Genomic DNA, 20,795 nt, shown 5'->3' with positions numbered 1-20,795 from the left:
TTGCCACGCAACGATCTTTCAAATTACGATTTCCGGACGGCGGGCCATTCGCACACGCATCACGGCCACGTCATGCGCGCGCTCGGCTTGCGCATCATCAGCGGTGACTACGCGGAGAACAGCATTCTGCCGGGTGACGCCGAGCTGTTCGAGCGCTTCGGCGTATCGCGGACGGTGCTGCGCGAAGCATTGAAGACGCTGGCGGCCAAGGGCCTGATTCAGCCGCGCGCCAAGATTGGCACGCGCGTGCTCGAGCGATCGCATTGGAATCTGTTCGACCCAGACATTCTGGTCTGGCATTTCGAGGCCGGCCCCACGCCGGAATTCCTGTCGAGCCTTCTGGAAATGCGTCTGGCGCTCGAACCCGAAGCGGCGGGCCTCGCCGCGCGCCGCAGAACGGCTGCGCAGCTCGAAACACTCTATAAGTGGGTCGACAGAATGGGGGAGGCGGGCCAAGCCGCATCCAGTTTCGTCGACAGCGATCTGCAATTTCATATCGCCATCGCCGACGCGTCTCACAATCCCTTCATGCGCTCGATCAGCGCGCTTATCGAGGTGGCCTTGGTGACCACGTTCACGATCAGCTCGCCGATCCCGAACCCTGAGCGCCACAGCTATTCGGTGGCGCGCCACAGGGCCATTGCCGATGCGATCAGGGACCGCAATGTGAGCGCTGCCAAAAAGGCCATGCGCGGGGTTATCGAGGACGGTGCGGAACGCGTTCTTGCCGCGACAAAGGGCGTGCAGAACGCCGATTGATGCTGTCAGCGCTTCCCGGCGACCCCTGATGACGGCACCGGGGGCATCGCCACAGAATGGGGTCGTTCCGAAAGCATGCTGGCGATATCGCGATCATCCTCGACGATCAGGATTCGAGCCGGAATGTTCAGCGATAAAATCGACCGATTGTCCCATTTCGGGCGGCTTAAGTCACGGCGCCATATATTTAGTTATGTTTCGACGGGAGAAAATGGTGCGACTGATGCTCTGGCATTCGCGCTTCAGGCAGATAAAGCTGCGGGCCCCGACTATAAACCCATTCGTTTTCGGCCAAGACCATTTTCTTTTGCCAGAGCAGAGCGCCTGGTCGAATAATTGGGTGCAACCATCGGATAAGAGGAGTCCAGGCTCCATTTTTCGCGATAGGCTTCCGGCGTCAATCCATACTCGTTCATAATATGACGTTTCAAAGTTTTGAACTTCTTTCCGTCATCCAGGCATATGATGTAGTCGGCCAATATCGATTTGTTCGGATTAACGGCTGGTGCCGCCTTTTGCGCTTGAGGAAGCGGCGCATGTTCAAGCGCGACTTTGTCGAGCGCGGCATGGATTTCCGTAATGACCTTGGGCAATTCAGTCCAGGGTATCGAACTGCGCCGAACATAAGCCGCCGCCAATTTGGCTGACAATTCGACAAGCAGAACTTTATGTTTCAATGCGTCATTCCGGTCGTCTTTCACGATGATCCTTTTGACTTTGTGTCGGTCGGATATATAAGTATTCGTCAAAGTACATTAAATTGAATTGGGTGAAAATTAAAGATTGAAGTGAAAATTATTCCAGAAACGAGGAGGCTTTATGCAGCAATAAGGCGGCGTTGTTTTGTATTTTGATTTGATCCGAAAATTGCACATTTCGACACGTTCGCTTCATGCGAACGATAAGAATGGGAGGAAACAGCATGGCCATTTCACGCAAGGAAGAAGCGCGCGCTTTGAGTGCGGAAGAGCGAGTCCTTGTCGACAAATCCCACCATCCTGAGCTGCAGGACTTGAACGACGCGGAACTGGCCAATTTGGTCAAGCTGTTGCGCGGGCAGCGGGACAAAGCCCAAACGCAGGCGCATCGCCGTCGCCGCGAAATGCGCGGCAAAGCGGCGCCGAAGGGTGCAACAGCGTCGACCAAAGACGACGGTTCTCAATTGAAGGTTGCGGTTCTCGCCATGGCGATGCGTCGTCTCAACAATGAAATTGAACGCCGCCGCCGGCTGACGGCAAGTATCGAACTGATTGAAAATGCACGCAAGGCGTTGAACATGAAGCAAGGCGCAAGAAAAGACGCCGCTGAGCTGAACACGCGTCACGCGCATCAAGGTTTGCGGGTCATCGAAAACTCCAAGGTTGGAAGCTTGATTCGGCCAATGGAGCGCGGGCGGCAGCGGGCTGCGGCAAAGGTAGCGCAGGCGAAGCGGGACGCGCGGTAACATTGAACGAACCTTTCCGGCAGGAAAGGCTGAAGCATGCCATGGCCTCGTCGGGCGATGGAGTTCCTGCGTTGCAAGGCACCGTTCTTGACAGTGTCCAAAATATCTGTAAATCTGGATATATGGAAAAAGAAAACACCATCGAGGCCTTTTCTGCTCTCGCTCAACCCTCGCGCATGGATGCGTTCAAGCTGATCGTGATGCACGAGCCGGAGGGGATCGCTGCCGGGGAAATCGCCCGTATTCTCGATGTTCCTCAGAACACCATGTCGACACATCTCGCGATCCTGTCACGCGCCGGGTTGATCACATCGGCGCGCCAAAGCCGTTCCATCATCTACAGAGCCAATTTCGGCAAGCTGCGTGCGGCCATCAATTATCTCCTGAAGGATTGCTGCGCAGGGCACCCGGACATTTGCACACCGCTTATAGCCGACATTGTTCCCTGTTGCCCGCCCGAGGAAAAACGCAATGCCTGAACGCGCCCGGTCTGATGCGATCATGGTCAAAGCAGAAAGGACCGTCTGATGACCGTCACCATTTATCACAATCCATCCTGTGGCACGTCCCGCAATGTCCTGGCGTTGATACGCAATGCGGGCATCGAGCCGACCGTCATCGAGTATCTCAAGACGCCGCCCGCCCGACAGGAGCTGAAGGATCTGATCCGCAGGGCAGGGCTGACCGTGCGCGAGGCCATCCGCGAAAAGGGAACGCCTTATGCGGAACTGGGGCTGGATGACCTGTCCTTGAATGACGAGCAGCTGTTGGACGCGATGGAGGCCCATCCGATCCTGATCAATCGCCCCTTTGTCGTTACGGAAAAGGGTGTGCGTCTTGCCCGGCCATCCGAAGCGGTCCTCGATATCCTGCCGAGCCCGCAAAAAGGTGCCTTCGCCAAGGAAGACGGCGAAGTCGTCATCGACAGTGAGGGAAAGCGCATTGTCTGATTTGCCCAATGTCGCGTCGAGCGTCCTGCATGTTCCGGACGCTGAAAGGCTGTCTGCACCATTCTCCGCACACCGTCCGCGCATCCTTCTGCTTTACGGCTCCCTCCGAAAAGTGTCCTACAGCCGTTTTCTGACCCAGGAAGCAGCGCGCCTGCTGGAGCATTTCGGGGCGGAAACCCGCATTTTCGATCCGGCTGGCCTGCCTTTGCCTGACGATGCGCCGGTTGATCATCCGAAAGTTCAGGAGCTGCGCGACCTCTCGCTGTGGTCGGAGGGGCAGGTATGGACCAGCCCCGAACGGCACGGTGCGATGACCGGGGTGATGAAATCGCAGATCGACTGGATACCCCTAGCCATGGGCGCGATCCGTCCCACGCAGGGGCGGACGCTGGCGGTCATGCAGGTGTCCGGCGGATCGCAGTCGTTCAACGCGGTCAATCAGATGCGGGTGCTTGGCCGCTGGATGCGCATGATCACGATCCCGAACCAGTCGTCAGTCGCCAAGGCCTATCAGGAGTTTGACGAAAACGGCCGCATGAAACCGTCCGCCTATTATGACCGCGTTGTCGACGTGATGGAGGAGTTGGTCAAATTCACGCTGCTGACGCGTGATATCTCCGGCTATCTCACCGATCGCTACAGTGAGCGAAAGGAAGATGCGGCGGCGCTTGAAAAGAGAGTCGCGCTGAAGTCGGCTGTTTAACGCATCTTCTGGCGGGCTGATGTCCATCACATCGATACCTTGCTCCGTGCCGATCCTGGAAGCATTCGGACTGCTTCAATGTCTCGGCTCATGTTGATCTGAGGCCCAAGACACCGGGAACCTTTTGCCGCAAATATCATCTATGATGGCCAGAGGAGTTCAGGATGATGGTATTACCGGCAAAGACAGTTTCCCCATCCGGTCATGGGGATGATGTCGAACTTGTTCGACGTGCGCTGATCAGGGATGCCGATGCTTTCCGCATAATAATGCGGACGCATAATCGCCGGCTTTACCGAATTGCCCGCGGCGTCATTCGGGATGACAGCGAAGCCGAGGATATCGTTCAGGAGGCCTATTGCTCCGCCTTCTCTCATCTCGACCAGTTCCGGGGTGAATCCTCACTGGCAACCTGGCTTTCCCGCATTGTCATCAATGAAGCTTTGGGACGTTTGCGCAAAAAGCGGCGTGCGCCGGATCTTGCGGCTTCGACGAGCCGGAATTCAGACACGCGGATCATCCCGTTTCCCATCAAAACAGGTGAAGACCCGGAGCGGTTAATGGCACAGCGGCAGATTTTACAAATGGTTGAAAGGGCAACCGATGCTCTTCCCGACGTGTACAGGACTGTTTTTATCGCGCGCGTGATCGAGGGGCTCAGTCAGGAGGAGACAGCGGAGGTGCTCGGGATCAGAGTGGAGACGGTCAAGACACGTCTGCATCGTGCTCGTGCGCTCGTACGTAAACAGTTGGACGACCAGATCGGCCCGGTCTTGATGGATGCCTTTCCATTTGCCGGACAGCGCTGCGCCCGTTTGACCGCCGCAGTCATGAAACAGCTTGGCTTCGTCGAGTGAATTCCGGGAACCTTTTTCGCTGTTCAACATCAAATGGCTGTCAGTTGAAAAACGACCCGGATATTCCTCCGGGTGAAGGAGGTATTATGTTCTCTCGAACAATGACAGCCCTGGCTGTTCTTTCCCTGTTGGGCAGCGCTTCACTCGCTCATGCGGCAGACAAGCCAACCGACCCGCAAATTGCACACATTGCCTATACGGCAGGCATCATCGATATCGAAGCTGCGAAACAGGCGATTGCCAAATCAAAAAACAAGGACGTTGTTGCATTTGCCAGGGACATGGTGCGCGATCATGAAGCGGTCAACACGCAAGCTCTCGCACTGGTCAAAAAGCTGAAGGTCACACCCGAGGACAACGACACCAGCCGTTCGCTCGTCAAGGCGGCCACCGCCGAACGCGCCAAGCTGGACAAGTTCGATGGCACTGCCTTTGACAAGGCCTATGTAACCAACGAGGTGACCTATCACAAGCAGGTCAATGGTGCGCTTGAAACCTTGCTCATTCCTTCGGCAAAAAATGCCGAGCTTAAAAGCCTGCTGGAAACTGGACTGAAGATCTTCCAGGGACATGAACAGCACGCCGAACATGTTGCGGCCGGGCTCAAATAGGGCAGACCGATGGCATCGCAACTTAAGGCATGGATCTCGATTGCCCTGATGCTGGGTATGGGGTCCATTCCTGCCAGGGCGGAAACCATACGGGTCACGATCGAGAAGATGGTGTTTACCCCAGCCGTCATCACCGCAAAAGTTGGCGACCGGATCGAATGGATCAACAAGGATATCGTGGATCATACGGCAACAGTGAAAGGCGGATGGGATGTCGTGATCTCCTCCGGCAAAGCGGCAACGCTCCAGCTTGAGCAAGCAGGGTCGGTTGACTTCTATTGCCGCTTTCATCCCAACATGAAGGGGCGTATTGCTGTGACTCCCTAGTTTTGGAGGTTAAAGAAAAATAACCGGACGGACCCCGGCGGTCCTTGGCGCCGGGAACAACCGGTCAATGAGACGTCATGGCGCCGATCTGCCCGGGCGGATTGGCGAAGTCCTCATGGATGAGCTCGGCAGAACCGGTCATCGGTTTCCCCTTATGATCAAAACGCAGCACAACCATGTAATCGAAAACATCGTCGGGCCATTGCCCGCCGGGTAACAGCGTCGACGGATCACCTCCCAATGCTTCGATGAGCTGCGAGAGTTTGCCGTGATGCCAGGCAATGAGCACCGATTTGCCGTGCGGCTCGGTTCTCAAAGCCTTGGTAAGGCCAGCCAGATCCTTGTTGCCGAATCTCAGATCGATAGGCAGCCCCAGCGCTTGGCTCAGTGGCTCCAGGGTCAGCCGTTCGCGGGCACTGTTCTTGGAATCTGCGGTCGCAATCAGCGTGTCGGGCCGGAATGGATGGCCGTCGAGCGTCAGGTGCTGGAAATACGCGCTATAGGCCTGCGCCCGTTTTTCACCAGCCGGAGAGAGACCTGTTCCGCTGTCCGGCTTTTCTCCATGGCGGATAATGACGATTGTCGCATCGGCGAGACCGATCGTCTTGCCTTCGAAAGCAAATCCGCTGGCACAGAGCAACGCGTTCGAGCCGATCAGGATCGTCATGACCAGAGCCAGACACCTCGCGTATTTGTTCTGCATGATGGAGAAAACTCCCAGGGGCATTGTCGTTTCCTTCGCTAGGCGCATTCAAGATGCGGCTCATCTCCTGTCCGTTTTTCCATTCTATGCGCTGCGATCAGGTTTTCATATGCTGTTCGGCCAGAATGGCGCAAGCATCACCTTCGCGCCCATTGGGCCTGCAACTGGAGCGCGCAGAAACTTGAGAGATATTGGGCCTGAACCGATTTTCAGATGGCCTACGGTTTTGATGCCAGAATATCAACCATCTGAATATCGGGCGGCGTGGCAAAGAGTTCGTCAGCCCGTCCCATCAGCAGCTTGGCGAGATCGCCGGCAAGGTGCGCATCGCGCGCACCAGCAGTGTTGAATGTGTCAAAGATCGCGAATGCCGATGGACTGCTGCGCACAGCAAACCACGACACCGTATCACGCTCCTTGTTGACGATGGCCAGCCCGGCAGTGAGGAAAGACACCACATCATCTTCCTTGCCTGCTTTTGCTTCAAGCGAGACATAGAGACCGTATTTTACCATGGAATTGTCCTTTCCTGCCGTCTGTTAAAACTGGCCCCTATTCATATCATATTGGCAGGGGCCAGCCGACTGTTCCCTTCGTACCGGGAACCGGAAACGGATTTACATCTTGGGCAACAGAACTTTGTCGATGACGTGAATGACACCGTTTGACTGTTTGACGTTGGCGATCGTCACATTGGCAACCGTGCCGTTTTCATCGGTCAAAGTCAGCTTGTCGCCCTTGTATTTTGCGGTCCACACGCAACCGCCAACGGTCTTTACGGGGTGCGCGCCCTTGTCATCATCGACCATCTTCATGATGGCCTTCGAATCCGCATTGGCGGCGACGACATGGCAGGTCAGGATCTTGGTAAGCTTGTCCTTGTTTTCAGGTTTCAGCAAGGTTTCGACCGTGCCCTTGGGCAGCGCGTCAAATGCTGCATTGGTTGGTGCAAAGACGGTGAAGGGACCCTTGCCCTGCAAAGTTTCGACAAGGCCCGCTGCCTTGACGGCTGCGACGAGTGTGGTGTGATCTTTGGAGTTCACGGCGTTTTCAATAATGTTTTTGTTTTCGTACATGGGTGCACCGCCGACCATGGGATTCTCCGCAAACGCGGCTCCCGAAATCAACACAGATGCGAGTGCAACCAGGCGAATGGATTTGGTGAACATTTCTCTCTCCACTGTTTTTTCCCTTTGATTGGGAAGCGGCGGAGTTACGAGCGGTTTTTCAAATTAGTTTCAGCAGGGATCGAATAAGGGGACATTCACCGGGAAGAAGCGTGCCCGATCCGGCGGCGGCGTATCCTTTTGCTGGGTTCGTCCGTCTTGGCTGTTGACGGGCTGTCATCCTCGACATCGCCCTCCCAAACGAATTGGAGCGTTACCATGGAGAGCAAGCAGAGCCTGGCAAACAAGATACACTACGAAAGGCTCGCGGAGGCTTGGCGCAGCGGTCGCGAATTGCCGCCTGAAGTCTCCGAATGGTCTGTGTTGACGGCGGAACCGGGCGGCGTCGATTACATCGAGACGAACCTCGGCGACAAGACAGCGCTGTGGGTTCAGCCAAAACAGGCGGCCAAGGATCGGGTCATGCTCTACCTGCACGGCGGTGGCTATGTCGGCGGATCGATCTGGACCCATCGCAAGATGGTCGGGCACCTCGCCAAGGCGATTGGCTGTTACGCTTTGCTTGCCACTTACGACTATGCGTTTCAGAGCAAGTTCCCGCGCCAAATCGAGCAGGCCGTGACCGCGTTCGAGTGGCTGGGCGAGCAGGGTATCAGGCCGAAGCATACTATAGGTGCGGGCGATTCCGCTGGCGCGGGCCTGATCATTGCCGCCGCGATGAAACTCCGTGATGCGGGACGTCCCTTGCCGGCCGCGATCCTCAGTATCTCTGGCTGGCATGATCTGTCGGCAAGCGGGCTTTCTTATGAAGCGAACCGCGAGAAGGACGCCTTCTTCCAGAAGGCGACCGTGGATATGCTGGCATCGCAAGTCCTTGGAGGGGCTGATGCCCGGCATCCATTCGCCAGCCCAATCTTTGCCGATCTCAAGAGCCTGCCGCCGATCTATCTGCAGGCGGGCGGAGACGAAACCCTGCTTGACGACAGCCGGGCGCTCGCCGACCGCGCGAAGGACGCCGGTGTCGAGGTGCGCTTGGAGATATTTCCGGGTATGCTGCATTCGTTCCAGATGATGGCTGGCCGCGCGCCCGAAGCCGACGACGCGATAGAGCGGTTCGCACAATGGGTCCGCCCCAAGCTCGGCCTGACCGGAACCGCAGCAACACCCGGCAAAAGTCAGGAGGTCGCATGACTCGCAAATTGAAAGTGGGCAAGTGCGCGTTTGCAGACCTTGGACACGCGCTCGTCCGCCCAAAGGCTCGTCGATACGCATCGCTTCAGGAACCGCGTCGCGGTCCTCACCTGTGTTCCTCGATGACGCCAAGAGGTGGCAGGTGAGGGACATGCCTGAGCGACCGAACGGCTTATTCGACGCGCAGTATCGAGCCTTCCTCGAGACGGTATCGGACGTCCGCGCCCAACTGCATCGCTACTGCGCCCGCATGACCGGTTCACGGCTCGACGGTGAGGATCTCATGCAGGAGACGCTGTTCGAGGCCTACACGAAGATCGAGACCCTCGACGATGCCGGCAAGCTGAAACCCTGGCTCTTTCGCATCGCTCACAATCGCTGCATTGACTTTCTGCGGCGGCGCGATGCGCGCGAGCGCGCGGAAAGCGCCTATTCGGACGATATTGGTGTCGTCGCTGCAGAGCCGGCGACGACCGGTGCACATCGCGCCATCGAACGGCTGGTTGGCCACCTGCCGCCCAAGGAGCGCGCCTGCGTCCTCCTGAAGGATGTATTCGACTATTCGCTGGAAGAGACCGCAGAGCTCGTGGACTCGACGGTTGGCGGCGTCAAATCCGCGCTCTCCCGCGGGCGGGCGAAGCTCGCCGACTTGCCGGCGGAACCTGCCGGCGAACCGAGCAGTCCGCTTGATCCCGACACCGCGCGGATCTTGCAGTGCTATGTTGACCTCTTCAACCGCCATGACTGGGATGGCGTGCGCAGTCTCACCAGCGCCGATGCTCGGTTGCGGGTCGCCGACTGCTTTGACGGCCTGCTCAGAAACTCTCCCTATTTCGCCGAATACGAGCGAAACCCGGACACCTGGACCATGGAGTTCGGGGCGATCGACGGAGAACCTGTCCTGCTCGTGCTCTTCCAGCGAGGCGACCGGTGGCAGGTCGCGTGGCCGGTGCGCGTCCGTGTCGCCGGTCGGGTCATCGACCGCATCGAAGATTATTATGCCTGCCCGTGGGTCATTGGAAACGCCTCGGAGGCCGACTTGCAACTCATGGCCGGGTCCGCCGTCTCGCAGGGAGCATGACGGAGGCGGTGTAGAGGAGGGTGCGTGATGGGCAGTCACCAATCCATGGCCGTTGAGGGCTAATGGCCGGGAGAATCTTTACGGGTGTTCGCATAGGCAACCAGCGCCTGTTGTCGCGCTGCTTGATGGTCAACGATGGGATGAGGATAATTCTGGCCCAGAACGACGCCCGCCGCGTTCAAAATATTCTCCGGTGCAAGCCAAGGTGCGTGCAGATATTTGTCGGAAAGATTTGTCAGCTCCGGCACAAATTCCCGCACATAGGCGCCCAATGAATCGAACTTGGCGCCCTGCAACATAGGATTGAAAATGCGAAAATAAGGCGCGGCATCTGCACCCGATCCTGCAACCCATTGCCAACTGGCGGCATTGCTGGCGGGGTCGGCATCCACAAGCGTATCCCAGAACCACGCTTCGCCCTTGCGCCAGTCGATGCGCAGATGCTTGATCAGAAATGATGCGGTGATCATACGGACCCGATTGTGCATCCAGCCTGTTTTCCAGAGCTGGCGCATGCCGGCATCGACGATCGGATAACCCGTCCGGCCCTGTTGCCATGCCTTGAGATCATCGGCCTTGTTCTGCCAAGCGAAGCCATCAAACGATGTATTGTAGTTCTTGGTCGCAAGCGCGGGATTGTTGAACAGCAGATGGTAGGAAAATTCCCGCCAGCCGATTTCCCTGCGGAATTTATCCACATCCCTGCCTTCCCGCGCAAGGCTCGGTGATTTCAGGGCATGCCATATCTGGAACGGTGTGATCTCACCGTGGGCGAGATGGGGGGAAAGCCTTGACGTTGCTTCGATGGCAGGCTTGTCCCGATCATGATCGTAGCCGCCAATAGCGCCGCCGAGAAAGACGGCTAGTTTTTCCTGTGCGCCGTTTTCCCCTGGCGTCCAATCCTTGGCAAAGTCGTTCGCCCAGTCGGGTTTGCCAGGCAGTAGAGCCCAGTCGTTCAGGCACTCCGAACCCATCGATTCATGATATGGCTCCAGCGTTCGCGGTGCTGGAACCGGATCGCGTGGTTCCGGACCTGCCGTCAAAGCCCGCCAGAACGGCGAATAGACGCGATAGAACCCGCCAGTGCCGGTTTTGAACAAGAAAGGCTCGTGCAGGAGATGCCCGTCAAAGCTTTCTGCCGATATGCCTCGGCGGCTGAGTTCGGATTTGAGGCTCGTGTCCGTCCTGACGCCGGGGGGATCGTACCGCCTGTTCCACAGAACCATGTCGGCGCCTGTGTCGTCCAGCAACCGATCAACAATGGTCTGCGTCGCCCCGCGTTTGAGAACAAGGTTCGCGCCAAGAACCTTGAGTGACGCTGAAAGCGCAGCCAGTGAGTGGTGCAGCCACCATTGGCGCGCCCCGCCAACAGGCCGTGATGCTTCGGTGTTCCCCTCATCCCAAATGAATACGGGAATGACTGGTTTACCTGTGTTTGCGGCTGCATACAGGGCACGATTGTCGCTGATCCGCAGATCGTGTCTGAAGAGGACAATGACGGGGGAGCGGGTGGCCGATGATTGCTGTTCAGTCATGTATGCCTGTTATTTTGAGAACTGCGTATCCGATTCCGTTCGGCGCGCAATGATTGTCCGGGTTTGAACAGGCGTCCGCGGCCGGGGTCTGCATTTGACACCCTTGACCCAGATCCATAGGGCTTCCCAATGGATGCCTGCAATGACCTTGAGAGTTAGCAGGGGATAGCCGAGAAACAGCTTTAGCAACTGGCGGTCGCTGAATTCCCGCCGCTTGCCTGAAAAAGCTGTTGCGATGATGAGCCCGTCCTTGTCGCTCGCGTTGATGACAACCGATGCTGTATCGGCTGGTCGGGTGATGGTGAAATCATAGTCCAGCGCCATCTCCATGAAGGGCGAAACGTAGAATTCCTTGCCGCATTCCTGATGCAACGGCTTGCCGTCGTCCGTATCACCCAGCGGAAAAACGTAGCTGTGACGCTGGCCGAACGTGTTGTTGACCTCGTAGATCAGTGCCTTCAGCCTGCCGCTCCTATCGTGGCAGAAATAGACGCTCAGCGGGTTGAACACATAGCCAAGTATTCTGGGCATGGTCATCAGCTTGATGGGCCCACCATCGGGCACCATGCCGGCATCCCGCAGATGGTCCTCCACATAACCGCGCAGGTCCGGACACCGCGCTGCCGCATCAAACTTGGAGCCATGGTCGCCATCGAAGAAACCGAAGAGATTGAACCGGTTGTGGGAGAACAACCGGCTGGCGCGCGCGATACCTTCGATCTCGTCAATATCGAGCAGCATGTAGAACATGCGGTAACGCAGAAAATGCTGCTTGGGGCGCAGGCGCCTATGGGTGACCCTGCCAGTGTAGATCGCCGAGCGGAAGGCATTCATGCCGCGACCCCGATTGGTTCGGGGCGGTTCTGGCGATAGATGCGCCCGGATTCATCGGCAACCTGCCAGGGTCTGCGCGCGCCGCCGAGATCTTCCGCCACCGCAAGGCCCGCTTGCAATCCGTCTTCGTGGAAGCCCGCGCCAAAATAGGCGCCGCAGTACCAGGTGCTGCGCTGTCCCTGCATCTGCCAGAGCTGTTTTTGCGCCTGCATCGCCGCGCCGTCAAAAATCGGGTGGGTATAGGTTTCCCGATGCAGGATTTTTTGCGCATCCGGCTGATGCTGCGGATTGAGTGTGACGAAGAACTGACGGTCGGTTTCAAGCGGCTGCAACCGGTTCATCCAGTAGGTCACACACAGCTGGTTGCCCGGACCGGCGGCTTCCCGGCGCTGTCCCAGATAGTTCCAGCTGGACCAGACGGCCCGCCGTTTGGGCATGAGTGTGTCGTCTTCATGCAGAACAGCATGGTTCACCGAATAGCGGAAAGCGGAAAGTAGGTTGGCTTCCAGGGGCGTCGGGTCGGACAGCAGCGCCAGGGATTCATCGGCGTGGCCGGCCAGGACGACGTGATTGAAAACCCGGGTAACACCATGGATATCGGTCACGGCGGCGCTGTCTCTGCCGCGACGGATGGATGCGGCGGCACATCCGGTCCGGATGCGGTCTTTGTAACCTGCCGTGAGGCGATCGACATAGGCGCGGCTACCGCCCTTGACGGTGCGCCATAGCGGCCGGTTGGCGAGTTTCAGCAGGCCGTGATTGTCGCAAAAGCGGATGAACGCCTCTGCGGGATAGTCGAGCAATGCCGATGCCGGCGCCGACCAGATGGCGGCTGCCATGGGCAGGAGGTGATCGTCGCGGAAGGCGCGGCCATATCCCTCCCGTTCCAGAAATTCACCCAGAGCAAGCAGGCCGAGTTTGCCCGCGTGGGCCGGAGTTTCGCGATAGAAGCGCAGGAGATCGCGCAGCATCATCCAGAAACGCGGATTGAACAGGTTGCGCTGCTGGGCAAACAGGCCGCTGAATCCAGTGCCCGAATACTCCAGCTTGCCATCGTCGAGCGATACCGCAAAGGACATGTCCGATGCCGCTGTTTCCACGCCGAGATGGTCGAGCAGGGCAGTCAGATTCGGATAGGTATGTTCATTGAAAACGATGAAACCGGTATCAACCGGAATGTGGCTTCCGTCTGTCTGGCCGACAAGGAATGTATTGCTGTGACCACCCACGCGCAGCTCCCGTTCGAAAACGGTCACGTCATGATTCTGGGAAAGAAGCCATGCGGCGGACATGCCCGCAATACCCGATCCTATGACAGCAATTTTCAACGATGTTCTCCCGTACTCATCATGTGGAAACAACACGGATCGGCATGATCAGACGTTGTTTCTTGCAGCATCAGTGCATACGGTGGAAATACGGAATTGGATCAGGATTAGTTTCGGTGCTGATCCGATTGCGGCGCATCTGCGTATTGAGCGGTATGAATGGCCTCGCAACCCTATCTTTCGGCGATTTCCACAGGATATGGCAGCGTTTTGGACGCGGTCGGTTTTCGGTTGCCGGAACAAAGCCGGCAATCAGGCGTACCGTTCAGACAATGACTGGGCCGGCCGATTATTCCGCAAAAATCCTTCGTATCGCGCAGCACAGTGACAAGGCGGCTTTCGCCGAACTCTTCGGCTATTATGCGCCGCGTATCAAAGGGTTTTTCATGCGCGGCGGCATGGCGCCGGGGCAGGCCGAGGAACTGGCGCAGGAAACCATGCTGATGCTCTGGCGCAAGGCATCTCTGTTCGATCCCGCCAAAGCGTCGGCTTCCACCTGGATTTTCACGATTGCGCGAAACCTGAGGGTCGATGCGATCCGGCGCGAGCGTTATCCCGCAGCGCATCTCATGGAAGAACATGAGCCGGATTTTGAACCTTCTCCGTCAGAGATGCTGCTGCGGCTGGAAGGCGAAACGCTGGTGCGCACGGCCATGCAGAAATTGTCGCCAGAACAGATGAGCGTCATCCAACTGCACTATTTTGATGACAAGCCGCACAGTGAGATCGCCCGGACGCTGGATTTGCCGCTGGGAACCGTCAAATCGCGGTTGCGTCTGGCGATGCAGCATCTCAGAAATCTGCTGGGCGAGGAATGAGCTGACATGACCCATCGCCCTTCCGATGACATTCTGATGGCCTATGCCGCGGGCAGCCTTGCCCAGGGACCGGCGCTCGTTGTCGCGGCGCATTTGTCGCTCTGCCCGGACAGCGCCGAACGCGTGCGGCAGTTCGAGGCTGCGGGTGGTATTGCGCTCGAGGATGTACCGGTTGCGGAAATGGCAGCTGATGCCCTGGAACAGGTTCTTGCGAGTCTTGATACGCCATCATCCTTGCAGGTCATGCCGCAGGTCCGGCATCTTGCCGCTATGCCGGATGGTCTGGTTCTGCCGTCACCGCTGGAGCAATATGACATCGGCAAATGGAAGTTCCTGGCGCCGGGCGTGCAGTGGAGCTCGATTGGCAGAGGCGGTGCGCCCCGCAATCGGCCGATGCTGCTGCGCGCGAAGCCCGGAATGGTGCTGCCGGAACACACCCATAGAGGTGTCGAATATACGCTGGTGCTCAAGGGGACGTTGCACGATGCGCTGGGTGATTATTATCCGGGCGATCTTGTTGTCGCCGATGCCAGTCTTGAACATGAGCCCAAGGCGGGGCCTGACGAAGAATGCATCTGTCTGGCCGTCGTGGATGGGCGTTTGCAATTGAAGAGTGTGCTCGGCCGCCTCGTTCAACCATTGCTTGGATTTTAACGTGTTGCGTCAGCTGCTGGCACTTTTGACGGTTGTAACGCTGGTTGGATGTTCGGCCGGAAAGATGCTCGATATCACGACGTCATCCGGCGGGGCTTCTGTTACCCGGAACATTGCCTATGGCGGGGATCAGCGGCAGGCCCTGGATATCTATGCGCCCAAAAACACCAGCGCTGCGCCCATAGCAATTTTCTTTTACGGCGGCACCTGGCAAAGCGGGGATAAGGCAACATACGCTTTTGTGGCTTCGGCGCTGGCCGCCAGAGGTATCGTTACGGTGGTTCCGGATTACCGGCTATATCCTAACGTGCGTTATCCGGCCTTCCTGCAGGACGGGGCTGCCGTGGTCGGCTGGGCGAAGGATCACGGTAAGAGCTATGGCGGAGACCCCAACAAAATCTATCTCATCGGGCATTCGGCCGGCGCCTACATCGCCGCCATGCTGGCATTGGACAAGAGGTGGCTCGGCGAGCAAAAACTTGATCCGGCGCGCGATCTGAAGGGGTTTGTCGGCATTTCCGGACCGTATGATTTTCTGCCGTTCGACGATAAAACCGTGGCCGATATTTTCAGCCCGGCGCGGGCGCCGGAATCAACGCAGCCGGTCAATCAGGTTCGACCCGGCAACCCGCCGGTACTCCTGCTGCACGGGCAGAGCGATGAAGTTGTCTATCCGCGCAACAGCATGGCGCTTGACAAGAAGCTGCGGTCTGTCGGCTCTCCGGTCCAGACGAAGCTTTATCCGGGTGTCGGTCACATCGGCATTATCGGAGCGATGGGATCGCCGATCCGCTTCGTTGCGCCGACACTGCGCGATACCGTTGATTTCATTCTTGGGCATGGGGGGAACGACAGATCATGACCGGCGCGCCGTCAGACTTTCCGGCATCGTGACTTCAATGGCGGAGTGCGAGGACATAGGTCGACCTGTCAAACCGTGGCCAGCCACCACCGCGTGAACAGAAGACTGAGGGTTGCGCATAGAGCCGATGCGAAGGTACCCCAGCCCATATCGACAATCGTCACCATCGTGGACCACTGTTTGAGTGTCGCCTGATTGGTCAGATCATAGGTCGCATAGGCCATGAAGCCGAAAAGCGCCCCATAGACGAGAGCGGTTGTCCAGCGGCCGTTTTCCAAAGCGGGGCTGACCGCGAAGATTACGATACCCGCGACAAAGATCAGATAGAAGGCAATTGCCGCGGGATAGTTGGCCTGTGTGCCAATGACATCGGGAATCCGGCTGCGGTAGAAGCCGTTTGCCATGATGCTGAGCCAGACATAATCGACCGCAAGAAACAGCGCCGCTGTCGAGAGATAGGCGATGACGTATTTGAGCATGAAAGATTCCTTTCTGCCTCATACGCTGGCGCCCTTTGGATGGATCATCCATATCGGGATAAAGCGAGCTGCGTCTTCATCGTCACAATGGTGATCAGGGACGGCCGCATTTCGTGTGAACGGAACAAATGAGAATGATGGGATTCCAACTGAGGCGAAGAATTTTGCGCGTCAGGGGTTGAGCGGTGGCAGTGCTGGCTTCTCGTGCTTCACGTTAAGCCTCTTGCCGTTGCCGTCACGCCACGAGAAAATGGCGGAGGCCAGTTTGTTCATGGTGACTTTGGAGTTCGCAGCGATATGCGAACGGTATAAATCCGCTTCAAAGGCCTCAAGTGCATTCAGAATTTCCTGATCCTGGGTAGCGGCGACCCAGGCCGCAATGCTTTTGTATCCGGCACTTGCCGTCCAGGTTTCGAGAGCCGCATAGGCCGCTGACGGATCGTCCGAGTTCAAGGCGAGATACAGCTGCCGGAACCTGGCGGGTTCTGATCGTTCAAGCATCTTCTGGCGCGCATCCATCCATTTGAACAGGCGCGGCAATGTGATCCAGCAGACCCAGGCGGCCAAAACTGCTGCAGACAGGATTATCCCGGCAAGCACTATTGTATGCAGCGAAGGTGCGCGCGACGATTGCGGTTGTGCCGGCGTATCCGGAATGATTGCATTCGTCGTCGCGGGAGCCGCCTTCACGGTGAGCGCAATGGTGGAAAGCCTGGCCTGCTGGCGACTGGCATTGCCCGTATCGTACCAGTCGATGGAAAGGCCCGGAATGGTCAGGCTGCCTTCGCGCTCTACGACATAGGTGACGCTGTCGGTCCGCCTGCTGCCCGATCCGCCACCGGCTCCTTTGATGCCGTTCTCCAAACGCGGCGGTTTGATATACATCCTGACTCCGGCTGGCGTTTCAAAATGCGGTTGCGGCAACATCATTGCCTGCGTTCCCCCGGCAGTCTGCGACACGGTCCGCACCAGGGTGTCGCCGACTGTCAGTTTGCCGGGGTCGCTGTCCAAGGTCTGTGACAACTCGAGACTGGTCGCAGCTAGGATCGGCCCGGCGTTGCCGCTGCCGGGTACTTCATTCACATGAAACCTCGCGGGCGGAAGCGACACTTTCGCCGTGACCGACTGACCCGGCACGGCGGCGTAGCCGAATTCTATGTCTGCGGTCGGCAATGCATAGTCGCCTGTCAATTGCGGAATGACGAGATAAGTGCGGCGGATTCCCGAGTACTGCGCTCCGTCCTTGACGACGTTGAGGTTCTGGGCGCGCCCGTCGGAGAGCGTGACAATCGCATTTGGAAGATCGACCGCGGGAAATTGTGGCGGTGCGGTGAAATAATTCGGCACGAAGACATCGATGTCGATCTGGATCTGTTGACCCGCAACCAAAGTACCCTTCGTGGCAATGGTCGCTTCAACAAAAGGGCCGGCGGCGAAAGCGGTATGATGCCAGAACAACACCAGCAAGGCTGCAGCAAGGATTCTCATTTCGCACCCCGCGCCGCTTCGAGTGCAAATTTCCGCGCCAGCAGCTGTGCCGGGCTGACCACAATGTTCTTCATCCAGATATCCGCCGCCTGTTCCGCGATATCGACCTCTCCCTCTTTCCCCTGTTTACCCTTTTCATCGAATTGGATCTGATCCGGATCGTCATCCGGATCCCGTGGCTCTTCGCTCTCATCCTTCTTTTTGCGCGCTGCAAGCCGCTCGGCAACGGCAAGGTTACCCTTGGCCGCTATCCAGTCCTTGCGCACCGCCAGCGCTTTTTCATATGCGGCAACAGCCGCATCATATTTTCCAAGCTGCATGAGACAGTTGCCTTGATTGAACCAGCTTTCGGGCGTGTTTTCGCGTGCGAATGCGTTTATCGCCTCGTCAAATTTCCTGGCACGGTATAGCGACGCTCCTTTCCAGGCCGGATCGGCAAATGTTTCGGCAGCGTCCGGAAAATCCCCGCGTTGGTAGGCAAGGCGGCCCTGTTGGTCTCGGGTGAGCCAAGCGTCCGCAAACCAGTTGTCAGCGGCACGAGCCGTATCCGTGCTGGTGATCATATGGAAGGCAAGGATGGCCCCCGTCCATCGGATGCCCCCGCCACGCCGGAACGTGAAAGCGGCAAGCAGCGCGATCGGGATCGTCAGCCACCAGCCGAAATCCCGCCACCGGGTTTGGCCGGCATCCGACCGCTGTTCAAAATGCGTCCGGATGTGTTGGGCAATCCAATGCACGTCGCTGTCATCCGCCGTGTAGGTGGCGACACTGGTTTCGCTGTTGCGCAACTCTCTCAAAGCATCGATGTCGAGTTTGGCAAAGATGCGGTTGCCATTGGCATCATTGGCAAAGCTGCCGTCGGCGGTCTTGACCGGACCGCCCTGCGCAGTGCCGATGCCGAGCACCACGAGGCCGCTTTGCCGCTTCGATTGAACAGCTGCGAGCGAGCCGGAATCGATACCGTCGGTCAATAAAAGGATCGTGCCGGTTGCCCCGTCATCGGCCAGCGTTTTTTCTGCCAGTTCCAGCGCGGCCGCGGTGTTCCGGCCGCCGACCGGCATGATGGGCGTGATCAGGGAATTCACATAGGTCCGGATAAGCGAAGCGTCCTCCGTCAGCGGCAGCACGAGATGAGCCGATCCGGCATAGGCGATCACTGCGGTCTTGGCCGCCGGGCGCAACGCCAGTATGTCGTCAATCTTCAGCTTGGCCCTTTCCAGCCGCGACGGTGTCACGTCAATCGCATCCATTGTCCGCGAGAGGTCGATTGCGACAACAAGAGCGGCGGAATCCTGCACAAACGGCGGCAGTTCCCTTTGCCAGGTCGGCCCCGACAGCGCGATCGCCGATAGGGCCATCAGCATTGCCATCCCATGATAGGGGCGGATGCCGCCGCGGTGCTCCCTGCCGGAAATCAGATGATCGAGCAACTGCGGTGCAATCATGCCGCGCCACTTTATTCTCATGTCACCTTGCCGCGAGGCCAGCCAAAGGAAGAGCATCGCCGCCGGAATGCCGGTCAACCACCACGGTCGCAGGAAGTGGAAGTCGGCGATCATGGCTGCGCACCGCCGGGCAATTCCCGGCGCCTCCTGAATTCCGTTCCCAACCATGCGAGTGCATGAAATACCACTAGGAGAACCAGAGCAGCGCCGAGCGGATAGACAAAAAGCTCGGTCCGCGGCTGCCAGGACAGAATTTTCTGCGTGGCAGGCGTTATCCGGTCCAGGGTCGCATAGACGTCCTCCAGGCTTTTCAAATCCTGCCCGAAGAAATAGCGGCCACCGGTGACCTCGGCGATCTTCTGCAGCATGGCCACGTCCAGCTTGTCCTCGCCAACCGCATTCATGTCGCCAATTCCGATTGTATGGACGGTGATCCTGGCGGCTTTGGCGATATCGGCAGCTTTTGCGGGAGGCATTTTGCTCGCGGTATCATTCCCGTCGGTCAAAAGCACAAGCACCTTTTCCGGAATGTTCGGATCATTGAACATTTTGATGGCAAGCCCAATCGCATCGCCGAGAGCTGTTCTCGGCCCAGCCATCCCGGGAAGCGCATCCGCTATCATCGTCTGAACCGTGGCATGGTCCATCGTGAACGGGGCAAGCGGGTAGGGCGCGTCGCCGAAGGCAATCAGACCGATCCGGTCGCCCTGCCGTTTCGAGACAAAATCAGCCACAACTTTGCGCACTGCCTCGACGCGAGGCACGAGGGTGCCGTTTGGTTCGCGGAAATCCTTCGTGTCCATGGACTGGGATAAATCGATAGCAAGCATGAGGTCCCGCTGCGGTTGCGTCTTCTGCAGCGGCGGCTCGATGAACTGCGGACGGGCAAGCGCAAGGACTATCAGTATCCAGGCAAGGCTTGCGGATAGAGTCTGCAGGACGGACCGCTGCGAAACCAGCGATCCCGTGGTCGGAACAACGCCAGCCGCGCGGGCGACTTCTTCGAAGAAGGGAATGCGGACCGCAGTGGTCTGCTCCTTGTAAGGCGGCACAATCCACCAGATCAGCAGCGGTACGGGAAGCAGGACAAGCAGCCAGGGATAATCAAGTTGATACATGATGCTTTCCGATCCAGCGGATGGCTGCTTGCCTCAACTGCGAAGTATCCGGGCCCGATGCCGCATTCGCGGACACATATTCCAGTTCCGCAATGAAACGGGCAAGCTCGGGGTCCAGTCTGTGGTTGGGTGCCGTGCGCTCCAGGAAAGCCACCCACTCCTTTCCCGTCAGCGAGGCCACCTGTTCGCGCGGCCATGCGGCAAGCGCGGTCCTTTTCAAGATGACCGGCACACTTCCGGGAAGGTCGGCCGTGCTCATCTGCCGTATGCAGCTGATCGCTTCCCTGCGGTAACGGTTCCTCCACCACCGCCTTGCCGATCGCCAAATGCTCCATCCGAGCGCAAGGCAAATGGCACCGGCAAGCACGGCCCAGCCCCAGGTTTGCGGCATCCACGACACGTCAGGGGGGAGCGCAATGTCTGCGAGCGTTTTCAGCGCAGTTTCCGTGAGGTCATCGGGCATTGGCGCGAGTTCGGCCAT

At 58.0% G+C, this 20,795-nt stretch carries 25 protein-coding genes; 13 read left to right on the top strand and 12 right to left on the bottom strand.

Translation table 11 applies throughout. The annotated features are described in order from the left end of the window. Complete coding sequence (locus ACZ25R_RS01830; RefSeq protein ID WP_472459840.1) at window positions 1–759, top strand: FadR/GntR family transcriptional regulator; 759 nt, start codon at window positions 1–3, stop codon at window positions 757–759. A 269-nt stretch (window positions 760–1,028) separates the two neighbouring features. Here ACZ25R_RS01830 and ACZ25R_RS01825 read toward each other — a convergent pair whose 3' ends face one another. Then, window positions 1,029–1,460 (bottom strand): Ros/MucR family transcriptional regulator, encoded by a 432-nt coding sequence (locus ACZ25R_RS01825; RefSeq protein WP_472459839.1) that lies wholly within the window; start codon window positions 1,458–1,460, stop codon window positions 1,029–1,031. A 221-nt stretch (window positions 1,461–1,681) separates the two neighbouring features. On the opposite strand from ACZ25R_RS01825, the gene ACZ25R_RS01820 reads away from it, so the two are divergent. From ACZ25R_RS01820 to ACZ25R_RS01790, 7 genes are all read left to right on the top strand, one after another. Continuing rightward, complete coding sequence (locus tag ACZ25R_RS01820) at window positions 1,682–2,203, top strand: hypothetical protein (RefSeq protein WP_403181397.1); 522 nt, start codon at window positions 1,682–1,684, stop codon at window positions 2,201–2,203. 122 nt (window positions 2,204–2,325) lie between these two features. Further along, complete coding sequence (locus ACZ25R_RS01815) at window positions 2,326–2,682, top strand: ArsR/SmtB family transcription factor (RefSeq protein WP_472460135.1); 357 nt, start codon at window positions 2,326–2,328, stop codon at window positions 2,680–2,682. A gap of 48 nt (window positions 2,683–2,730) precedes the next feature. Beyond that, complete coding sequence (arsC, locus tag ACZ25R_RS01810; RefSeq protein WP_223615799.1) at window positions 2,731–3,153, top strand: arsenate reductase (glutaredoxin); 423 nt, start codon at window positions 2,731–2,733, stop codon at window positions 3,151–3,153. Window position 3,154: 1 nt separating this feature from the next. Beyond that, complete coding sequence (gene arsH, locus ACZ25R_RS01805) at window positions 3,155–3,856, top strand: arsenical resistance protein ArsH (protein WP_472460134.1); 702 nt, start codon at window positions 3,155–3,157, stop codon at window positions 3,854–3,856. A gap of 164 nt (window positions 3,857–4,020) precedes the next feature. Next, the gene (locus ACZ25R_RS01800; protein ID WP_472459838.1) at window positions 4,021–4,713 is read left to right on the top strand and encodes an RNA polymerase sigma factor; all 693 of its coding nucleotides are present in this window, start codon (window positions 4,021–4,023) and stop codon (window positions 4,711–4,713) included. 86 nt (window positions 4,714–4,799) lie between these two features. Next, on the top strand, window positions 4,800–5,324 hold the full coding sequence (locus ACZ25R_RS01795) for a DUF4142 domain-containing protein (RefSeq protein WP_346307777.1): 525 nt from the start codon (window positions 4,800–4,802) through the stop codon (window positions 5,322–5,324). A gap of 9 nt (window positions 5,325–5,333) precedes the next feature. Beyond that, a complete protein-coding gene (locus ACZ25R_RS01790) occupies window positions 5,334–5,651 on the top strand; it encodes a cupredoxin domain-containing protein (protein WP_472459837.1) in 318 nt (105 codons plus the stop codon). A 64-nt stretch (window positions 5,652–5,715) separates the two neighbouring features. Here the strand turns inward: ACZ25R_RS01790 and ACZ25R_RS01785 are convergent, their stop codons facing one another. The 3 genes from ACZ25R_RS01785 to ACZ25R_RS01775 all read right to left on the bottom strand — a co-directional run bounded on the left by ACZ25R_RS01785 (window position 5,716) and on the right by ACZ25R_RS01775 (window position 7,523). Continuing rightward, complete coding sequence (locus ACZ25R_RS01785; protein WP_472459836.1) at window positions 5,716–6,378, bottom strand: flagellar basal body-associated protein FliL; 663 nt, start codon at window positions 6,376–6,378, stop codon at window positions 5,716–5,718. Window positions 6,379–6,572: 194 nt separating this feature from the next. Beyond that, the gene (locus ACZ25R_RS01780; protein WP_472459835.1) at window positions 6,573–6,869 is read right to left on the bottom strand and encodes a putative quinol monooxygenase; all 297 of its coding nucleotides are present in this window, start codon (window positions 6,867–6,869) and stop codon (window positions 6,573–6,575) included. 102 nt (window positions 6,870–6,971) lie between these two features. Then, entirely contained in the window at window positions 6,972–7,523 is a 552-nt protein-coding gene (locus ACZ25R_RS01775) for a fasciclin domain-containing protein (protein ID WP_472459834.1), read from the bottom strand. 216 nt (window positions 7,524–7,739) lie between these two features. Here ACZ25R_RS01775 and ACZ25R_RS01770 point away from each other — a divergent pair, with 216 nt between their 5' ends. Together ACZ25R_RS01770 and ACZ25R_RS01765 are read left to right on the top strand one after the other, a co-directional pair. Next, on the top strand, window positions 7,740–8,672 hold the full coding sequence (locus tag ACZ25R_RS01770) for an alpha/beta hydrolase (RefSeq protein ID WP_472459833.1): 933 nt from the start codon (window positions 7,740–7,742) through the stop codon (window positions 8,670–8,672). 151 nt (window positions 8,673–8,823) lie between these two features. Next, a complete protein-coding gene (locus tag ACZ25R_RS01765; protein ID WP_472459832.1) occupies window positions 8,824–9,753 on the top strand; it encodes an RNA polymerase sigma factor in 930 nt (309 codons plus the stop codon). Between the two features lie 59 nt (window positions 9,754–9,812). On the opposite strand, the gene ACZ25R_RS01760 is transcribed toward ACZ25R_RS01765, so the two are convergent. From ACZ25R_RS01760 to ACZ25R_RS01750, 3 genes are read right to left on the bottom strand one after another with little or no spacing between them, the layout of a single operon-like run. After that, the gene (locus tag ACZ25R_RS01760) at window positions 9,813–11,288 is read right to left on the bottom strand and encodes a cryptochrome/photolyase family protein (RefSeq protein WP_472459831.1); all 1,476 of its coding nucleotides are present in this window, start codon (window positions 11,286–11,288) and stop codon (window positions 9,813–9,815) included. A gap of 9 nt (window positions 11,289–11,297) precedes the next feature. Next, window positions 11,298–12,122 carry a DUF1365 domain-containing protein gene (locus ACZ25R_RS01755; RefSeq protein WP_472459830.1) on the bottom strand — a complete coding sequence of 275 codons (825 nt, stop codon included), beginning with the start codon at window positions 12,120–12,122 and terminating at the stop codon, window positions 11,298–11,300. Continuing rightward, entirely contained in the window at window positions 12,119–13,450 is a 1,332-nt protein-coding gene (locus tag ACZ25R_RS01750) for an NAD(P)/FAD-dependent oxidoreductase (RefSeq protein WP_472459829.1), read from the bottom strand. Before ACZ25R_RS01750 ends, ACZ25R_RS01755 begins: the two co-directional genes overlap by 4 nt. 272 nt (window positions 13,451–13,722) lie before the next feature. Between ACZ25R_RS01750 and ACZ25R_RS01745 the strand changes: the two genes are divergently transcribed. The 3 genes from ACZ25R_RS01745 to ACZ25R_RS01735 are packed head-to-tail and all read left to right on the top strand — an operon-like array spanning window position 13,723 to window position 15,784. Beyond that, complete coding sequence (locus tag ACZ25R_RS01745) at window positions 13,723–14,268, top strand: sigma-70 family RNA polymerase sigma factor (protein WP_472459828.1); 546 nt, start codon at window positions 13,723–13,725, stop codon at window positions 14,266–14,268. Between the two features lie 6 nt (window positions 14,269–14,274). Beyond that, window positions 14,275–14,922: a ChrR family anti-sigma-E factor gene (locus ACZ25R_RS01740; protein ID WP_472459827.1), complete on the top strand. Its 648-nt coding sequence runs from the start codon at window positions 14,275–14,277 to the stop codon at window positions 14,920–14,922. Window position 14,923: 1 nt separating this feature from the next. After that, window positions 14,924–15,784 (top strand): alpha/beta hydrolase, encoded by an 861-nt coding sequence (locus ACZ25R_RS01735; RefSeq protein WP_472459826.1) that lies wholly within the window; start codon window positions 14,924–14,926, stop codon window positions 15,782–15,784. A 68-nt stretch (window positions 15,785–15,852) separates the two neighbouring features. Here ACZ25R_RS01735 and ACZ25R_RS01730 read toward each other — a convergent pair whose 3' ends face one another. The 5 genes from ACZ25R_RS01730 to ACZ25R_RS01710 form a co-directional block, all read right to left on the bottom strand. Further along, window positions 15,853–16,263, bottom strand: a complete 411-nt coding sequence (locus ACZ25R_RS01730) for a DUF2177 family protein (protein WP_464664656.1) — start codon at window positions 16,261–16,263, stop codon at window positions 15,853–15,855. Window positions 16,264–16,434: 171 nt separating this feature from the next. Beyond that, complete coding sequence (locus tag ACZ25R_RS01725; RefSeq protein WP_472459825.1) at window positions 16,435–17,730, bottom strand: BatD family protein; 1,296 nt, start codon at window positions 17,728–17,730, stop codon at window positions 16,435–16,437. A gap of 17 nt (window positions 17,731–17,747) precedes the next feature. Next, a complete protein-coding gene (locus ACZ25R_RS01720) occupies window positions 17,748–19,310 on the bottom strand; it encodes a vWA domain-containing protein (protein WP_472459824.1) in 1,563 nt (520 codons plus the stop codon). Continuing rightward, window positions 19,307–20,314 carry a VWA domain-containing protein gene (locus tag ACZ25R_RS01715; RefSeq protein WP_472459823.1) on the bottom strand — a complete coding sequence of 336 codons (1,008 nt, stop codon included), beginning with the start codon at window positions 20,312–20,314 and terminating at the stop codon, window positions 19,307–19,309. The genes ACZ25R_RS01720 and ACZ25R_RS01715 overlap by 4 nt, the downstream gene beginning before the upstream one ends. After that, window positions 20,301–20,795 carry a DUF4381 domain-containing protein gene (locus tag ACZ25R_RS01710; RefSeq protein WP_472459822.1) on the bottom strand — a complete coding sequence of 165 codons (495 nt, stop codon included), beginning with the start codon at window positions 20,793–20,795 and terminating at the stop codon, window positions 20,301–20,303. Before ACZ25R_RS01710 ends, ACZ25R_RS01715 begins: the two co-directional genes overlap by 14 nt.

The sequence above is a fragment of the Phyllobacterium sp. RCAM01083 genome, from assembly GCF_055685835.1.
The sequence above is the reverse complement of the archived record's forward strand: the minus strand, read 5'-3'. Positions and strand labels throughout refer to the sequence as shown.